This is a genomic window from Haloferax prahovense (assembly GCF_000723845.1).
GTDB lineage: Archaea > Halobacteriota > Halobacteria > Halobacteriales > Haloferacaceae > Haloferax > Haloferax prahovense.
The window spans coordinates 289,790-305,046 of the sequence record NZ_LK053001.1; the positions used below are offsets into that span (position 1 = coordinate 289,790).

Here is a 15,257-nt window from a genome sequence, read left to right on the forward strand (position 1 = left end):
TGCACCCACGATGCCTTACGACACCGTTCGAGAGACCGACCCGGCCGTCGCCGACGCGCTGACGGGCGAACGCCGGCGGCAGAACGACACGCTCGCCATGATAGCGAGCGAGAACCACGTCAGCGAGGCGGTTATGGAGGCCCAAAGCTCGGAGCTGACGAACAACTACGCCGAGGGCTACCCGGGAAGCCGGTACTACGGCGGCTGCGAGTACGCCGACGAAGTCGAACAACTCGCCATCGACCGCGCGAAGGAACTCTGGGGTGCCGACCACGTCAACGTCCAACCGCACTCGGGGTCGCAAGCGAACATGGGCGTGTTCCTCGCCGTGCTCGACCCCGGCGACAAGATTCTCTCGCTCGATTTGACCCACGGCGGCCACCTGAGCCACGGCCACCCGGTGAACGTCGCGGGGAAGACGTACGAGGTCGAACAGTACGAAGTCGACGCCGAGACCGGCTACGTCGACTACGAGCAACTCGCCGAGAAGGCCGAGGAGTTCGACCCGGACATCATCATCTCGGGGTACTCCGCGTACCCGCGGGAAGTCGAGTGGGAGCGCGTGCAGGCCGCGGCCGAAGCGGTCGACGCGTACCACCTCGCCGACATCGCCCACATCACCGGCCTCGTCGCCGCGGGCGAACACTCCTCGCCCGTCGGCGTCGCGGACTTCGTCACCGGCTCGACCCACAAGACGATTCGCTCGGGTCGCGGCGGCATCATCATGTGCAACGAAGAGCACGCCGACGACGTCGATTCCGCGGTCTTTCCCGGACTCCAAGGCGGACCGATACTGCACAACGTCGCCGGCAAGGCGGTCGGCTTCGGCGAGGCGCTAACCCCTGAGTTCGAGGAGTACGCGTCGCAGGTCGTCGATAACGCCGCCGCCCTCGGCGAGCGGCTACAGGAGCGCGGCCTCGAACTCGTCTCCGGGGGCACGGACACCCACTTGGTCCTCGTCGACCTCCGGCCGTCGCACCCGGACACGACCGGCAAGGACGTCGAAGCGGCCCTCGAAGAGGTCGGTATCGTCCTCAACGCCAACACGGTTCCCGGCGAGAGTCGCTCGGCGTTCAACCCCAGCGGTATCCGCGCCGGCACGCCCGCGCTGACGACCCGCGGCTTCGATGAGGAGGCCTGCCGAACCGTCGCCGACCTCATCTACGAAATCGTCGACGCGCCGCACGACGAATCAGTCAAGGGGTTCGTCGACCAGAAGGTCGACGAACTGACCGACGAGTACCCGCTGTACGACTGAGTCGACCCCGGCCCCAACCCGCGCGACTCACCTCGGACCGAACGGTCCCGGTTCGCGACCGTCGGCGGCGACATGAATTGTCAGTATTTCTACCACTATTGTTTTGCCGGGGAACCGCTCCGGGCGAGACTCAGACGCCCGAAATCGACGGATAGAAGCAGATTCAGTCGCCGACTCGGCGCGGCGGCGCACGTATAAGTAGGGCCGTCGAGACCGGTTTCGACGAAGCGATATGTCCGATGCAATCAATCTCGAGACGGCGAAGGTACTCATCGAAGCGGCGGAAGCGGAGGCCGAATCGATGGGACTGCGAATGGTGATTACGGTCGCGAACCCGGAGGGTAACCTCATCGCACAGCACCGAATGGACGACGCGTGGCTCGCGAGCGTCGACATCTCTCGAAACAAGGCGTACACGGCGGCCGCGCTACAGACGCCCACGCACGAACTCGCCGAGCCGACACACCCCGGCGAGTCTCTCTGGGGACTCCAAACGACCGACGAGAATCGGCTCGTCGTCTTCGGCGGCGGTTATCCCCTCGAAGTCGACGGCGAAATCGTCGGGACCGTCGGCGTCAGCGGCGGCGAGGTGTCCGAAGACATGGCGGTCGCGAGCGCCGCAGTCGAGCGGTTCGAAGAGCTCGTCGAATAATCGAAGTCGCTGTCAGCCGCTTTTTTCGAGTCGTTCGGCCGAGGGCCGACGTTCGGACCGTCAGTTCTCCACGTCTTCGAACAGTCCACGGAGTGCCGTGCAGAGAATGTCGTACCCGGCTTCGACCTCCGACAGCTCGATGTACTCGTCGTAGGCGTGGGCCTGCGCCATCGACCCCGGACCCCACGTAATCGCGTCCATCCCGGCGTCGTTGACGAGGTTCCGAACGTCGGTCGCCGCCCGAATGCCCCACGGTTCGGGGTCGGTGTCGGCCCGCTCGGCGGCCGCGTCCCGAAAGCGCGTCGCGATGTCGCTGTCGGTCGGAACCGCCGCCGACTCGTAGACCCGCGTTCGCGCCCACTCGACGTGCAGGTCGTGTTCGGCCGCGACGTCGGAGAGCACCGTGTCGATTTCGGCGTCGACCTCCTCGACGGACTCCGAGGGAACGAACCGCCTGTCGACCGTTATCGTCGCCCCCTCCGGGACGACGTTCTCCTTGGTCCCCGCCTCGAACTGCGTGACCGTCGCAGTCGGCCGGCCGACGAGCGGGTCGGACCGCTGTCGAATCCGCTCGTCGTACGCCGCGAGCGCGTCGAGGACGAGTCGGGCGTTCCCGATCGCGTTGTCGCCCTCGTCGGGCCGACTCGCGTGCGACGGGTCGCCACCGACGGTAATCTCGTACCAGCCGAGGCCCTTCGCGCTCGTCGCGGTTCGCAGCGACGTGGGTTCGAGCACGACGCCGTAGGTGCCGTCGTAGCCGCGTTCGAGGAGTGTCTTCGTTCCCGGTTCGGCCGTCTCCTCCCCGACGGCGGCGTGGAACACGAGCGACCCGTCGAGGGATCCGGAGTCGAGCGCGTCGGCGAATTCGACCGTCGCGAGCATCGCGAGGGCGACGCCGCACTTCATGTCCGCGCTCCCGCGACCGTACAGCCTACCGTCTCTGACAGTCGGTTCGTACGGCGGGAGGTCCCACTGGTCGCGGTCGCCCGCCGGGACCACGTCGAGGTGGCCGTTGAGGACGACCGAAGGCTCACCGTCGCCGACGCGGGCTACGACCTGCGGTCGGTCGGGATACGGTTCCTCGACGAGCGTCGCCGAGACGCCCCGAGATTCGAGCCAGTCGTACACGAAAGCCGCCGCCGCCCCCTCGTCTCCCGGCGGGTTCTCGGTCTCTATTTCGACGAGACTCGTGAGCAACGATAGTAACTCCTCGTCCATGATTTCGGTCGTCTATCGACAGAGACGGGCGTGTGTTAAGGGTTCGTGCGATAGCTTTTTTTCCAACTCGACCGTCAGCGTGGAAGATTCCGTGCGAACGCACGCGTCGGGCATCGCTATTCGAGCGTGGAGATACGACTGTCTCGGAGAAGCACCCGCTTGACGATGTCCGGGTCCTCGAGAAGGCGGTGGGTCCCGTGGACGCCCTGCCCGCGGCCGCGACCCCGGACTTCGGACTGGATGACGTTGAGGAAATCGAGTTCCTGCAGGAGTTCTTGGACGCGGCGCTCCGAGAGTTGGTCCATGTCGAGGTCGTCGGCGACGGTGAGGTACTGTCGATAAATCTTGTTCGTCGTAATCTCGGCGGTCTTTCGGCCGCCGGTCTGGAGAACGAGGGAGTAGAGGACGGCCTTCGACTGCGTTGCGGTCCCTTCGAGGAGTTCGCTGAAGCGGTCGGCTTCGCTCTTTTCTTTGGCGGCCCGCACGTGGTCGTCGGTGACGGTCTCCGCGCTCTCGTTTCGGGCGATACGACCGGCGTTACGGAGGATATCGATTGCCTTCCGCGCGTCGCCGTGTTCCTGGGCGGCGAGCGCGCTCGCGAGGGGAATCACGTCGTCGGTGAGGACGCCGGGCTTGAACGCGTCCTTCCGGTTTTCGAGGATTTCGCGGAGTTGGTTCGCGTCGTAGGACGGGAAGACGAGTTCGTCGTGGGCGAAACTCGACTTGACGCGCTCTGTGAGTTCCTCGGGGTAGTCGATTTTGTTCGAGATGCCGATGATACCGATACGGGAGTCCACTATCTTCTGGTTCTCGCCCGCGCGCGAGAGCTTTCGAAGCACCTCGTCGTCGCGGAGCATGTCGATTTCGTCGAGGATGACGATGGTCACGTCGGAACAGGTGTCGAGCACCTGCCACAGCCGGTTGTAGTAGTCGCCGGTCGACAGCCCGCGCTCGGGAATCGTCATCCCGCTTTTCGACGGGTCGTTGACCTGCGAGGCGAGCGTCTTGATGACCGACGCCTCGGTGTGCTGTTCGCCGCAGTCGATGACGGCGATGCGAACGTCGACGTCCTCGCGGACCGCCTCGTGTTGGAGCCGCTCGCTCACGAGACGCGCGGTGAGCGTCTTTCCCGACCCGGTCTTTCCGAAGATAAACAGGTGGGTCGGTTCGCGTCCGAAGATGGCGGGGTTGAGCGCCTGTGCGACTTTCGACATGTGCTCGTCGCGGCCGACAATCTTGTCGGGACCGGGGAGATGAGAGATTTTGAGGATATCCTCGTTCGCGAAGATAGGCTGGTCGTAGCGGAACAGCGGGTCGCGAGTCCCGCCCTCGCTCTCGTCCGATGTCATGTGAGTTCGGTATTCATACTCACCCGTAATAAAGGTGAAGGGGTGGACTCGCGTTTGTAACAGCGACAAATACGGCCGTTTGAGCGGTATTTCAGTCCCGGTTTTGGATTCGACGATCAACGAGTAGTATCGCGCAAGTAAGGCTGTCAGACACCACCCTCGCGTTTGTAACGCGCGAGACGGTCTCGGGGGAACCACTCACTGGAGGGGTACGCTCGCGTTTGTAACTCGAGTCGCGAGAGACCACCCTCGCGTTTGTAATTGAACGGGGGGAGTACCGTCGCGTTTGTAACGTTGAGCGTCGAAAGCACCGGTGCAGACACACCACCCTCGCGAATGTAACGCGAATCGGCGTGGGGGTGGTCCGCAGGTCGAGTGATTTCCGGATGTTTTTGCTTCTATATTTACAAACGCGAGGGGGGTGTGTCGAATTCCTCTAGGGTCTGGCGTAGCCGTTACAAACGCGAGGGGGGTGTGTGTGTACTCCCGAGCGCAGACGGACGAATCATGAACAACACCCATTTCGAAGAACAGCCACGACACCTCGACACGCATCCAACGACGCGATGCCGTTCTCCTCACTGACGCACCGAACTAACACTAGTAGCTAGACTACTAGTTCTACTACTCAACACAACACCACAACACCACAACAACAAGCAACGAATCAGAGACTAAAGGAAACAGGACGGACGAGAAGCGGGAGCCGACGGACAACAACCTGAAAACAGCCACCGTCAGCACCGATACCGTCTCCCGACCTCCAGTTAACCGCCTTCCCAGCTTCGCCAACACGCCAGTACGTCACCCGGTGTCTCAACGGCCACCGAGTACCCGTCGACTACCCACCGAGTGCTCACCCGAACAGTCCGAGCTCGCGAACGTCCTCGTCGACCGTCTTGAGCGCTGCTTCGGCGTCGGCAGTCCGCTTCGCCCCCGTAATCACGATTTTTCCGCTTCCGAACATGAGGACGACGACGCTCGGTTCGTCGAGACGGTAGACGAGTCCGGGGAACTGCTCGGGTTCGTACTCGACGGCTTCGAGACCGAGACCGATGGCCAGCGCGTTCAGGTTGAGCGCCTCGCCGAGGTCGGCGCTCGAAACGATGTTCTGGACCGTAATATCCGCATCCTCGGGAACGGGCACGCCGAGGTCGGTGAACTCGTCGAACAGCGTTTCGATGGCTGTGCTCACGTCGTCGACGCTGTCCGCGCCGGTACAGACGATTTTCCCAGACCGAAAGACGAGACACGCCGACTTCGGGTCTCGGGTTCGATAGACGAGTCCGGGGAAGTTCTCGGGGTCGTAGTCCGTCCCGTCCATATCGAGCGAGAGTCGTTCGAGGTCGAGTTCGACCGGAACCTCCGTCGAAGCGACGACGTTCTGAATCTCGATGGACCCGACGGCGTTCACGTGCGACATCTTGTGGATTCGTTGACACTCGCTCGACTTAAACTACCGGGGTCGTTCACACGCGTTAATCACCGGACAACTAGACAACTGGACGGCTAACCCACCGCTGACCGGGCGGCCGGCGTACTGGGCGAGTTGAGACCGGCGGTCGGACAACAGTCGGGACGGGCTCCACATGAGATAACCAATGAATACCACCTCATCATAATTCTTTTTAGCGTCTTCTTCGATTACTCGCCATGGCGTTCACAGACACGATACACGACGAGGCGGACGAGTTCTGGTCGGCCATCCTCGACCATCCGATGGTCGTTCGACTCGGGGAGGGGAGCCTCGACGAGGAGCCGTTCCGCTACTGGGTACGGCAGGACTACGTCTACCTCGTCGAGTACAGTCGGCTCTTCGCGCTCGGTGCCGCGAAGGCCCCGACGCTCGACTCCATGGGGACGTTCGCGAGCCTCCTCGAATCGACCGTCAACGAGGAGATGGACCTCCACCGGAGCTACGCCGCCGAGTTCGGCATCGACCCCGCCGAACTCGAAGCCACGAGGCCGTCGCCGACGACCCGGGCCTATACTGACTTCCTCGTTCGTACCGCGACGCTCGGCTCCTTCGGCGACATCGTCGCCGCCCTGCTTCCGTGTATGTGGGGGTTCAACGAGACGGGACGCCGGCTCGCCGACGCGGGGGCTCCGGACCACGAGCAGTACGCCGCGTGGGTCGAGATGTACGCCGGCGACGAGTTCACCGAACTCACCGACTGGTGTAAGTCGCTCATGGACGACGTGGCCGCGAGCGCGACCGAGTCGGACCGCGAACGCTACCGCGACCTGTTCCGCACGTCGGCGCAGTACGAGTACCTGTTTTGGGACGCCGCCTGGCGGCGAGAGGAGTGGCCCCTATGACCGACACGGACTCGTCGACCCCCGAGACGTACGACGAGTTCGCCGCGTCGCGGTCCGACCCGCGCTTTACCGACTGGCTTCGCGAGCGCGCGGGCGACTCGTGGCGCGACGCGACGAGACATCGACTGACGCGGGAACTCGCCGCCGACGAACTCACAGACGACGTGTTCAGACAGTACCTCGTACAGGACTACGCCTTCGTGGAGACGCTCGTCGGCGTCTTCGGCCACGCCGTCGGTACCGCACCGACCATGGAGTCGAAGTCGGAACTCGTCTCGTTCCTCGGCGTTCTCACCGACGACGAGGACGACTACTTCCTCCGGGCGTTCGACGCGCTCGACGTGCCCGAGTCCGTCTACTCCGACCCGGAGACTACGCCGGCGACGCGCGCCTTTATCGACCTGCTCGAACGCGCCGCGGGGCAGGGCGGGTACGCCGAGACGCTGGCGGTGCTCGTCCCCGCCGAGTGGGTCTATCTGTCGTGGGCGACCGCCGCGGCTGCGACTGACCCCGCGACCGATACCGGTGCCGACGAACCACCCTCGCGGTTCTACCTCTCCGAGTGGGTCGACCTCCACGCGGTCGACGACTTCGCGGCGTTCGTCGAGTGGCTCCGGACCGAACTCGACCGCGAGGGCGCGGCCGCCTCCCCGCGTCGGCAACGGCGGCTCGAGCAGTTGTTCCGTCGCACGGTCGAACTGGAAGTCGCGTTCTTCGACGAGGCGTACGAACTGGCTCCGTCCGGCGATTTGACGGTACCTACGACTTCGTCCGCGTCCTCGAAGTCGAGCGGTCGCTCTTCTCAACCGGGTGACGGCCGATGGTGAGTTCGACCGTCGCGCTCGGCCTGACCGTCGCGACGCTCGTCGCCTTTACCGGCGTCGGCGTGTGGTTCTCCCGCGGTCGCGTCGGCTCCGTCGAGGACCTCATCAGCGCCCGCGACTCCGCGGGGAGCCGGCGGACGACGGCGACGCTCGTCGCGTCCGTCATGGGCGTCTGGGTGCTCTTTTCGGCTCCGGAGGCGGGTGCGAGCTTCGGTATCGCGGCCGTCGTCGGCTACGCGGTCGGCGAGGCAGTCCCGATGCTCGTCTACGCCCGCCTCGGCCCGCGAATCCGGGAACTCATCCCGGAGGGTCACTCGCTGACCGAGTACGCCCACGCCCGGTACGGGTCAGCGATGTACGCCTTCGTCCTCCTCGTGAGCGCGCTCTACATGTTCATCTTCCTCGCCGCCGAGCTGACCGGCATCGCGGGCGCGCTCTCGCTCGTCGCGGGCGTCCCACAGTGGCAGACCGCGCTCCTCGTCGGCGGCTTCGTCCTGCTCTACACGAGCTACGGTGGCCTCCGGGCCAGCATCGCGACCGACGCGGTCCAAGCGGTCGTCGTCATCCCGCTCTTGCTGCTCGCGTTCGCCGGCGCGCTTGTCGCGCTCGGCGGTCCCGCCGCCGCCATCGACGGTATCACGGCGACGAACCCCGCCCTTCTCGACCTCGGCGCGGTCGCCGGCCTACAGTTCGGCCTCGCGCTCGCGTTCGCCATCCTCGGCGCGGAACTCATCAACCAGACGTGGTGGCAGCGCATCTACGCGGCCGATTCGTCAGAGACGGTCGGACGGAGCTTCCGTACTGCGGCGCTCGCCAACGGCGCCATCGTGTTCGTCACCGCCTTCTTCGGCGTCGTCGCGGTCGGTAACGCCGCCGTCGTCACCGACCCCGCGAGCGCGGGCTACAACGCCGACGCCGCCTTCTTCGTCCTCCTCGGCGAGGCGTTCCCCGAGTGGCTCGTCCTCGCGGCGGTCCTCCTCGCGCTCCTGCTCGTGATGAGCTCCATCGACACGCTGTTCAACGCGCTTTCGAGCCTCGTGACCGCCGACCTCGCCCGCCTGCTCGCGGAACCGAGCGACCGCCACCTCGCGCTCGGGTCGAGAGCGCTCACAGTCGTCGTCGCAGCCGCTGCGATTTACGTCAGCCTCCGGGCCCAGAGCGTCCTCCGGCTGTTCTTCTTCGCCGACCTGCTCGGCGCGGCCGTCGCCTTCCCCCTTGTCTACGGGCTGTACTCGACGCGAATCACCGGCCCCGGCGCGCTCGCGAGCAGTCTCACCGGACTCGCCGTCGGCCTCGCGTTCTTCCCCGACCTCCGCGGCGTCATCACGTCGATTCCGGTCGTCGGCGGCCTGCTCCCCGCCGCCGACCCGCTGTATCTCAGTTCCTTCGGCGGGGCGTTCGTGGTGTCGACGGCGGCGGCGCTCGTCGCCGCCCGACTCACGGACGCCGGGTTCGACCTCGGTCGGCTCTCGCGGGAGATTCGCCGGTTCGACGACGGCCGAACTGAGGCGCCGTCGTCCGACTGAGGCGCCGTCGTCTGACTCTCTCGCCTCACTATCCCGGCTGGACGGCTTCAGTACTCGCTGACCGTCACGGTCCCCACCGAGACTCGGACGAGTTCGTTTTCGGGCCACGCGGATTCTTCGGCCCCGTACTTCCGGTTGATTCGCCGGGTCGCGTCTTTCCGGGGGTCGTCGTCGGTGACCACGGTGGCCGTCCCGAGAATCGTCACCTTCCACTGCGCCTGTCCGTTCTCGTCTTTCTGGATTGAGAGCGCGACGCGCGGGTTCTCGCGGATGTTTTCGAGCTTTCGACCCGTGGTGAGAACCTCGATTACTCCGCGGTCGTCCGCGTAGTCGAACCAGACGGGTGCGACGTGGGGACGGTCGTCGACGCTGGTCGCGAGGTGCGCCATGAGCGGTTCGCTCGTCACGAGCGCCGCGGCGCGTTCGGAGAGTCCTGCCATATGCTAACTATCGTCGTGTCGGCGTAAAACGGTGACTTCGCTCCGGTTTTACAAACGCGAGGGTAGTCCCCGCGCTGCTGGCCACGTCCCGTCGAGTCGCTGGTCGCGCCACGTTCCGCCTCGTGGACGCTCGCGACTCCCGTAATCTCGCTCACCTATCTGCCCTGTTCACTCGCTCCTAACGCCAGCCGAAACGCGGTTTGGCTCCGTCCAAATTCGGTGAAATGGGCCTCATAACGGGTTCATAACAAAGTGGTATGACGCGACAGTTCAGGCACCCCACTCATGAGTATCGAGGTTCGACGGGCGACTGGAGACGACGTCCACGGCTGGGACGCGTTCGTCGAACAGTCCCCGCACGGCAACGCGTTCCATCAGTACGACGCGCTTGAGATTCAGGCGGCCCACGCCGGCGCGGAGTTGATACCGCTCGTCGGACGCAAAGGTGAGGAAGTCGTCGGACTGTTTCCGATGTTCCGCATCGACAAAGGACCCATCGCGACGGTGTTCTCGCCGCCGCCGGAACTGCGAGTCGCGTATCTCGGACCGGTCCTGTTGAACATGGATCACATGAAACAGCGAAAGCGCGAGGGCCGGCACCACGAGTTCATCGACGACTGCCTCGAATGGGTCCGCGACGAAGTTCGACCGCGCTACACCCATATCCGCCTCGACGGCCGGTACGACGACCTCAGGGCCTTCTCGTGGAACGACTACGCGATAACGCCGCAGTACACCTACCACGTCGACCTCTCGCCCGGCGCCGACGACGTGTTCATGAGTTTCAGCAGCGATGCCCGGTCGAACATCCGGAACGCGCCCGACGACGCGTACACCATCGAGGAGGGCGGTCCCGAGGAAATCGAACAAATCGTCGAACAGGTCGCCTCGCGCTACGAGGCACAGGGCATCTCGTACCGGTCGACCCCGTCGTTCGTCAAGGACCTCTACACCACCCTCCCCGAGGGACAGATTCGACCCTACGTTCTTCGGACCGACGGCGAGTTCGTCGGCGGCATCCTCGCCGTCGACTACAAGCAGACGGTGTCGCGGTGGCAGGGCGGCGTCCGTGCCGACGTGGACTCCGAACTCGCCGTCAACGACCTGCTCGACTGGCGCATCATGCGCGACGCGATGGACCGCGGGCGGACGACCTACGACCTCGTCGGCGCGAACAACCGCCGCATCAACCGGTACAAGGCGAAGTTCAACCCCGAACTCCACCCCTTCTACAGCCTCGAACGGAACGCGGCGGGGATGAAGACGCTCGCGCACCTCTACAAGACGATTCGCGAGGGCGTGTAATACTTCGCAGATTGGCCGTTAGAGCCCCGCGTAGGGGTCGGGCTTCGCCTCGGTCAGGCGGTCGACCTGCTCGTCCGTGAGGTCGATAGTCGCGGCTTCGAGGTTCTCGGTCAGCTGTTCCACCGTGCGCGCGCCGACGATGGGGGCCGTGACGCCGTCGCGGTGCATGAGCCACGCGAGCGCCGTCTGGGCGGGCGTCGCGTCGACTTCCTCGGCGACCGCGTCGAGTTCGTCGTGCACGTCGAAGTTCTCCGCCGTCAGATACGACTCCTCGAACCGGCTGGACTCCGCGGCGCGGGACTCGCCGGTGAGGCCGTCCTCGCGGGTGTACTTCCCGGTGAGGAAGCCCTGTCCGAGCGGGCTCCACGGACAGACCGCGATGCCGTACGAGCGGGTCATCTCGAGGTAGTCTCCCTCGATTTCGCGGTCGACGAGGTTGTACCGCGGCTGGGCGACGGTGAACGGCTCCCAGCCCTCGGCGCGGGCGATTTCGTTCGCCTTCGCCACCTTCCACGCGTTCGGTCGGAGGGTCGACGCGCCGAGGTAGTGGACCTTTCCGTCCTCGACGAGGCCGTTGAGTGTCTTCATCATCTCGCGGGTGGGCGTCTCGTCGTCCCAGCGGTGGATGTAGAGCACGTCCACGTAGCCGGTGTCGAGGCGGTCGAGCAGGGCGTCGATGCGGTGACGGATGTTCTTCCGGTTCGTCCCGCGGCTGTTCGGGTCGCCGTCGCGAATCTGCCAGTAAATCTTGGACGCGATGGTGAACCGTTCTCGGTCTCGGTCTTCGAGCCAGTCGCCGATCCAGCGCTCGCTCGCGCCGCCGCCGTAGATGTCCGCGGTGTCGATGAAGCGTCCGCCGGCCGCCTCGTAGGCGTCGAGCAGTTCGTGCGCGCGCTCCTCGTCGATCTCGACGTTGCCCTGTTCGGTCTCCTTGCCGAACCGCCACGTCCCGAACTGGAGTTCGCTCGTCTGGAGGCCCGTCTCGCCGAACGGCACGAAGTCCAGGTCGATGTCTTCGGGTGTCGTCATGCCCGCACAGATACGCCGAATCGACGCAAAAACGTTGGGTAGCCGGAAGGCGATTGGGGTGAGTCGCCGCTGTCTCCGCTCTCAGGCGTTCGCGCGAATCAGCGACTCCAGTTCGTCGCGCACCTCACCCGCGTCGGTGGTCCGGACCGTCGTCTGGACCGTCCGCTCGTCCAAGTCGCTAAGCTCGCTCAGCACGCCGCCGCGACGGTCGACTTCGATGTGCAGTTCGAGCGCGTCTTCGCCCGGTCGCGGCACGACTTCGAGCTCGTCCAACTCGCCGGCGAACGGCCCCGACGTGGGTCGGAACTCGAACTCCTGGACGAAGCGCCTGCTCGCGGTGAACACGCCGTGGGGGTCGGCCTCGCACTCGGCGCTGTGCAGCGAGAAGCCGAGGTCGTCGAGCGCGTCGAAGACGGCTTGAAGCCGCGGCGTCGGCTGGACGTTCAGGTAGTCTTTGTCTTCGGGGTCGACGGCCAGTTCGATGTCGAGTTCGGTTTCGACCCACACGTCGACGTTCCCGAGGGTGACGGGCGTTCCGCGAGGGATGTCGAGCGAGACCGCTCGCGTCTCCTGTTCGTCGGATTGGATGGTGAGGCTCTCCGCGAGGGTGTACTGCGCGATATCGACCTCTCGGTAGCCCTCTTCGGTCCGGTAGCGGGTCTCCAGTTCGAACCGAATCTTCCCGATTTCCTGTTCCGTCGAACCCCCTTCGATGTGCACTTCTGCATCGACCGTCTCGCCGGCGCGGACGGTGTCGGAGGGGAGGACGGTATCGACGGTTGCGTTGCCGATTCCGATTCGTGCGAGGACCTTCTTCATGATGCACGCCGACCGTCTCGCTCGCGGTGTAAGTATCTCGTGGCCTCGCGCGATTCTCGTGACGGATACGTGCGTCTCAGGAGTCGAACGGGCGTTATATAGTCGAGCATTTTCGCGTGTCGCAGGGTAGTCACCCCCGACCCCCGCGGAGGGTCACGGGTCGGCGGGTCGGTGTCGCGCCGCCTCGCGCTAGGTTCGGTGGCCGGCCTTTGCGCTCGGTCTGGATGGCGCGACACGCCTCACGTCACGTACACGTCGCCTTCGACTTCGTAGAGGTAGCCCTTGTTCAGGAGCTCGTCGACGGTTTCGGGGTCTTCGCCCGCCGAGCGCACCCGGCGGCGCGCGTCCGCCACGGGCATCCCCGAGTCGCGGTCGGCGACGAGAGGCCGAAGGTGTTCGAACGCTCGCGTCGCGCGAGGAGAAAGCGGCGTGTGTCCGCCCTGTTTCGATGTCATCGAGTCCTCTATTCGCGACCACGGAACGCTCCGTAAAGAAGGTGGGTGCCGATTCGGTCTCTCGCGGGGTGGCCGGGTTCCGTCGCGCTTCGCTCTCCGTTTTCGACTCCGTCGGCGAGCCCCGCCCGAGGCAACCCATTGGCCTCGTTCTCCATATCGACAGTGCTGCCGAAAACGGTGTATCGGTCGACCTTCTCGCCGCGAAGGAGGTTCACCGTGCACACTGCGAAACGGTAGTTCTCGGTAGAACCGAGCCAGAGTGTATCCTCACCGCTGTCCGAACCGGTGACCCCGAGTGGACGAGAATCACCCCCGACGGTGGGCGATGACACGCTACCGGCTGAACCATGATGGCTGTTAACATCGTGGAGCACGATATCTGCGTATGTCTCGTCACGTGGCTTCCTTCGACATCGACTCAAAGACCGATTCGTACGCCGCTCGACGCATCTTGGAGCGAGTCTACGATACGATTCGAGAGGAGTCGTCGAGCGGCCGAGATGACTCGACCGGCACAAGCGAACTCCTCGAATCGTTCAAAACGCTCCGAGACGCAGCGAAACGTCCAACGGCAGGCAAGCTAACGATTACCTACGAACAATACGACGACGGATTCGAGAACTGAGCTCGCGGAACATCCGTCGCCGGAAGAGACGCGCAACCTCAGTGTCCCGCCCGCCAGCGTCCCCCAAGTTCTTCACGTTCGCGATCAGTATATTCTCCACTCCGAAAGACGGTCACACGTCCGTTCTCTTCGCTCAGCGTTACACTGGCAAGAACTTCTTCTCGGAGAGATACTTCTAACGCACTGAGATGTTTGGTTCCCATCCAAGCGGCAGAGGCGATGGGTGTCTCTTCGACCGCTTCAGTAGTATTTGGAGTCCGAACGCGAACCATCTGTTCTTGGATTGTCTTATCTGCGGCAATAACGACTGCTCCATCGCAGCTGAATGCCACGTTGCGGGCTGCGTCGATGAACTCATTGGATGTGATGCCGACTGACCGGCACTGTTTGACGGGCCACGTGTTGTCTCCCAGTGGATCGGTGTATTTTCCGAAATCTATGTCCGCGACGACAATAAAATAGAGACTCGGTCCGGTCACGTATGGTTCGTCCCACCGGCTGAAAGAGAGGCTCAAACTCTCCGCGACATATCTGAGGATGTCGATAGTCTCTGGAATTGTGGCGTACTCCGCTTGACTGTCGTTAGCTTCTACGATAGCTCTCTCACCGACATACTCGATGTACGGGGAGACGCTGTTTGAATGCTCTGCCCGTGATAGAGACGCCTAAGGGACATCACCGCTGACGTACCTACCATCCGTAGACGCTGTACAAACACTCATTCGGCTTGCACCCCTTCTAGAAGCATGGCCGAATTTCCAGACGAACGACAACTCGTACTACGGGCGCGTTCCCGGTTGGACCAGTGGACGAGAAGTGCCAGGATGGAGGCGTACACTGAACTGTTCGAAGGTGACGACCCCATCCTCTCCCTCGAGGAAGTGCAACTGCTCGATGCGCTCGACTCCGAACTGGAACGAGAGGGAGGCGATGGTGTCTGGGGAACCGATCAGTACGGAATTCACACGGCGGGAACCTCGAGTTCGGACTCCTCACTCGGCGTCGTCTGTGTGTACCACCCACAGATCACCAAAGACTCCGTCCTTCGCGGGGCAGACGACCTCGACGACGAGGCCGAAGAGCGACTCAACGCGGCACTCTGGCGGTACAGTGAACGGGTTGCGACGCTCATCGAAGAGGCACTCGGTGAGTTCACCCGTCAAACACAGAGCTGAGGTTCGTCTCGCCACTTTTACTACACTATCTCCGGTGTGCGACTACCGTCTGGTTCGCCCGTGTTCCGGTTCGAGATTTAAAAATACGTCTTCCTCAGCCCCGCACTCTGGACAGGCGTGCATGAAGTGGAGACCGTCCTCGTCGCGCTTTTCGATCCGCCACTCCGACTGAGCGCGGGCTTCGTTCCCGCATACTGGACAGCGTTTGGGATGGTCTTGGAGATATGTGCTCATGAACTCGATGAACGATTTCGTCCCATGGC

16 protein-coding genes are annotated in these 15,257 nt (G+C 64.0%); 8 read left to right on the forward strand and 8 right to left on the reverse strand.

The features are described from left to right. The first annotated feature begins 10 nt into the window (after nucleotides 1-10). Together glyA and BN984_RS16325 are read left to right on the forward strand one after the other, a co-directional pair. Nucleotides 11-1,258, forward strand: a complete 1,248-nt coding sequence (gene glyA, locus BN984_RS16320; protein ID WP_049968745.1) for a serine hydroxymethyltransferase — start codon at nucleotides 11-13, stop codon at nucleotides 1,256-1,258. 232 nt (nucleotides 1,259-1,490) lie between these two features. Next, nucleotides 1,491-1,910, forward strand: coding sequence for a GlcG/HbpS family heme-binding protein (locus BN984_RS16325; protein WP_004972263.1), 420 nt, complete (start codon nucleotides 1,491-1,493; stop codon nucleotides 1,908-1,910). A gap of 60 nt (nucleotides 1,911-1,970) precedes the next feature. Here BN984_RS16325 and BN984_RS16330 read toward each other — a convergent pair whose 3' ends face one another. The 3 genes from BN984_RS16330 to BN984_RS16340 all read right to left on the reverse strand — a co-directional run bounded on the left by BN984_RS16330 (nucleotide 1,971) and on the right by BN984_RS16340 (nucleotide 5,900). Next, a complete protein-coding gene (locus tag BN984_RS16330; RefSeq protein WP_049968746.1) occupies nucleotides 1,971-3,128 on the reverse strand; it encodes a M20 family metallopeptidase in 1,158 nt (385 codons plus the stop codon). A gap of 116 nt (nucleotides 3,129-3,244) precedes the next feature. Next, entirely contained in the window at nucleotides 3,245-4,477 is a 1,233-nt protein-coding gene (locus BN984_RS16335; RefSeq protein ID WP_004041152.1) for a Cdc6/Cdc18 family protein, read from the reverse strand. Nucleotides 4,478-5,333: 856 nt separating this feature from the next. Further along, entirely contained in the window at nucleotides 5,334-5,900 is a 567-nt protein-coding gene (locus BN984_RS16340; RefSeq protein WP_008097102.1) for a TATA-box-binding protein, read from the reverse strand. Between the two features lie 230 nt (nucleotides 5,901-6,130). On the opposite strand from BN984_RS16340, the gene tenA reads away from it, so the two are divergent. Genes tenA through BN984_RS16355 form a run of 3 tightly spaced genes read left to right on the forward strand, consistent with a single transcriptional unit; the run spans nucleotide 6,131 to nucleotide 9,146 of the window. Beyond that, nucleotides 6,131-6,796 (forward strand): thiaminase II, encoded by a 666-nt coding sequence (tenA, locus tag BN984_RS16345; protein ID WP_049968747.1) that lies wholly within the window; start codon nucleotides 6,131-6,133, stop codon nucleotides 6,794-6,796. Then, nucleotides 6,793-7,623, forward strand: a complete 831-nt coding sequence (locus BN984_RS16350) for a TenA family protein (protein WP_049968748.1) — start codon at nucleotides 6,793-6,795, stop codon at nucleotides 7,621-7,623. Before tenA ends, BN984_RS16350 begins: the two co-directional genes overlap by 4 nt. Further along, nucleotides 7,617-9,146, forward strand: a complete 1,530-nt coding sequence (locus BN984_RS16355) for a sodium:solute symporter family transporter (protein WP_049968749.1) — start codon at nucleotides 7,617-7,619, stop codon at nucleotides 9,144-9,146. Before BN984_RS16350 ends, BN984_RS16355 begins: the two co-directional genes overlap by 7 nt. A gap of 47 nt (nucleotides 9,147-9,193) precedes the next feature. Here the strand turns inward: BN984_RS16355 and BN984_RS16360 are convergent, their stop codons facing one another. Further along, a complete protein-coding gene (locus BN984_RS16360) occupies nucleotides 9,194-9,586 on the reverse strand; it encodes a pyridoxamine 5'-phosphate oxidase family protein (protein WP_008097107.1) in 393 nt (130 codons plus the stop codon). Nucleotides 9,587-9,871: 285 nt separating this feature from the next. Here BN984_RS16360 and BN984_RS16365 point away from each other — a divergent pair, with 285 nt between their 5' ends. Continuing rightward, nucleotides 9,872-10,891 carry a lipid II:glycine glycyltransferase FemX gene (locus tag BN984_RS16365; protein WP_049968750.1) on the forward strand — a complete coding sequence of 340 codons (1,020 nt, stop codon included), beginning with the start codon at nucleotides 9,872-9,874 and terminating at the stop codon, nucleotides 10,889-10,891. An 18-nt stretch (nucleotides 10,892-10,909) separates the two neighbouring features. Here BN984_RS16365 and BN984_RS16370 read toward each other — a convergent pair whose 3' ends face one another. From BN984_RS16370 to BN984_RS16380, 3 genes are all read right to left on the reverse strand, one after another. After that, complete coding sequence (locus tag BN984_RS16370) at nucleotides 10,910-11,920, reverse strand: aldo/keto reductase (protein ID WP_049968751.1); 1,011 nt, start codon at nucleotides 11,918-11,920, stop codon at nucleotides 10,910-10,912. 81 nt (nucleotides 11,921-12,001) lie between these two features. After that, nucleotides 12,002-12,739 (reverse strand): sporulation protein, encoded by a 738-nt coding sequence (locus BN984_RS16375; RefSeq protein ID WP_049968752.1) that lies wholly within the window; start codon nucleotides 12,737-12,739, stop codon nucleotides 12,002-12,004. 239 nt (nucleotides 12,740-12,978) lie between these two features. Beyond that, nucleotides 12,979-13,194, reverse strand: a complete 216-nt coding sequence (locus BN984_RS16380; RefSeq protein ID WP_004971465.1) for a hypothetical protein — start codon at nucleotides 13,192-13,194, stop codon at nucleotides 12,979-12,981. A 385-nt stretch (nucleotides 13,195-13,579) separates the two neighbouring features. Between BN984_RS16380 and BN984_RS16390 the strand changes: the two genes are divergently transcribed. After that, the gene (locus BN984_RS16390; protein ID WP_049913727.1) at nucleotides 13,580-13,819 is read left to right on the forward strand and encodes a hypothetical protein; all 240 of its coding nucleotides are present in this window, start codon (nucleotides 13,580-13,582) and stop codon (nucleotides 13,817-13,819) included. A gap of 38 nt (nucleotides 13,820-13,857) precedes the next feature. On the opposite strand, the gene BN984_RS19155 is transcribed toward BN984_RS16390, so the two are convergent. Further along, a complete protein-coding gene (locus BN984_RS19155) occupies nucleotides 13,858-14,298 on the reverse strand; it encodes a diadenylate cyclase (protein WP_342339227.1) in 441 nt (146 codons plus the stop codon). A 267-nt stretch (nucleotides 14,299-14,565) separates the two neighbouring features. On the opposite strand from BN984_RS19155, the gene BN984_RS16395 reads away from it, so the two are divergent. Beyond that, a complete protein-coding gene (locus BN984_RS16395; RefSeq protein WP_049913728.1) occupies nucleotides 14,566-14,994 on the forward strand; it encodes a DUF7539 family protein in 429 nt (142 codons plus the stop codon). Nucleotides 14,995-15,257 lie beyond the last annotated feature (263 nt).

Coding starts and splice junctions, on each gene's coding strand:
- BN984_RS16380 (WP_004971465.1), bottom strand. CDS start 13,194: ATGACATCGAAACAGGGCGGACACACGCCGCTTTCTCCTCGCGCGACG.
- tenA (WP_049968747.1), top strand. CDS start 6,131: ATGGCGTTCACAGACACGATACACGACGAGGCGGACGAGTTCTGGTCG.
- BN984_RS16340 (WP_008097102.1), bottom strand. CDS start 5,900: ATGTCGCACGTGAACGCCGTCGGGTCCATCGAGATTCAGAACGTCGTC.
- BN984_RS16350 (WP_049968748.1), top strand. CDS start 6,793: ATGACCGACACGGACTCGTCGACCCCCGAGACGTACGACGAGTTCGCC.
- BN984_RS16330 (WP_049968746.1), bottom strand. CDS start 3,128: ATGGACGAGGAGTTACTATCGTTGCTCACGAGTCTCGTCGAAATAGAG.
- BN984_RS16390 (WP_049913727.1), top strand. CDS start 13,580: ATGTCTCGTCACGTGGCTTCCTTCGACATCGACTCAAAGACCGATTCG.
- BN984_RS16335 (WP_004041152.1), bottom strand. CDS start 4,477: ATGACATCGGACGAGAGCGAGGGCGGGACTCGCGACCCGCTGTTCCGC.
- glyA (WP_049968745.1), top strand. CDS start 11: ATGCCTTACGACACCGTTCGAGAGACCGACCCGGCCGTCGCCGACGCG.
- BN984_RS16395 (WP_049913728.1), top strand. CDS start 14,566: ATGGCCGAATTTCCAGACGAACGACAACTCGTACTACGGGCGCGTTCC.
- BN984_RS16370 (WP_049968751.1), bottom strand. CDS start 11,920: ATGACGACACCCGAAGACATCGACCTGGACTTCGTGCCGTTCGGCGAG.
- BN984_RS16375 (WP_049968752.1), bottom strand. CDS start 12,739: ATGAAGAAGGTCCTCGCACGAATCGGAATCGGCAACGCAACCGTCGAT.
- BN984_RS16360 (WP_008097107.1), bottom strand. CDS start 9,586: ATGGCAGGACTCTCCGAACGCGCCGCGGCGCTCGTGACGAGCGAACCG.
- BN984_RS16365 (WP_049968750.1), top strand. CDS start 9,872: ATGAGTATCGAGGTTCGACGGGCGACTGGAGACGACGTCCACGGCTGG.
- BN984_RS16325 (WP_004972263.1), top strand. CDS start 1,491: ATGTCCGATGCAATCAATCTCGAGACGGCGAAGGTACTCATCGAAGCG.
- BN984_RS16355 (WP_049968749.1), top strand. CDS start 7,617: ATGGTGAGTTCGACCGTCGCGCTCGGCCTGACCGTCGCGACGCTCGTC.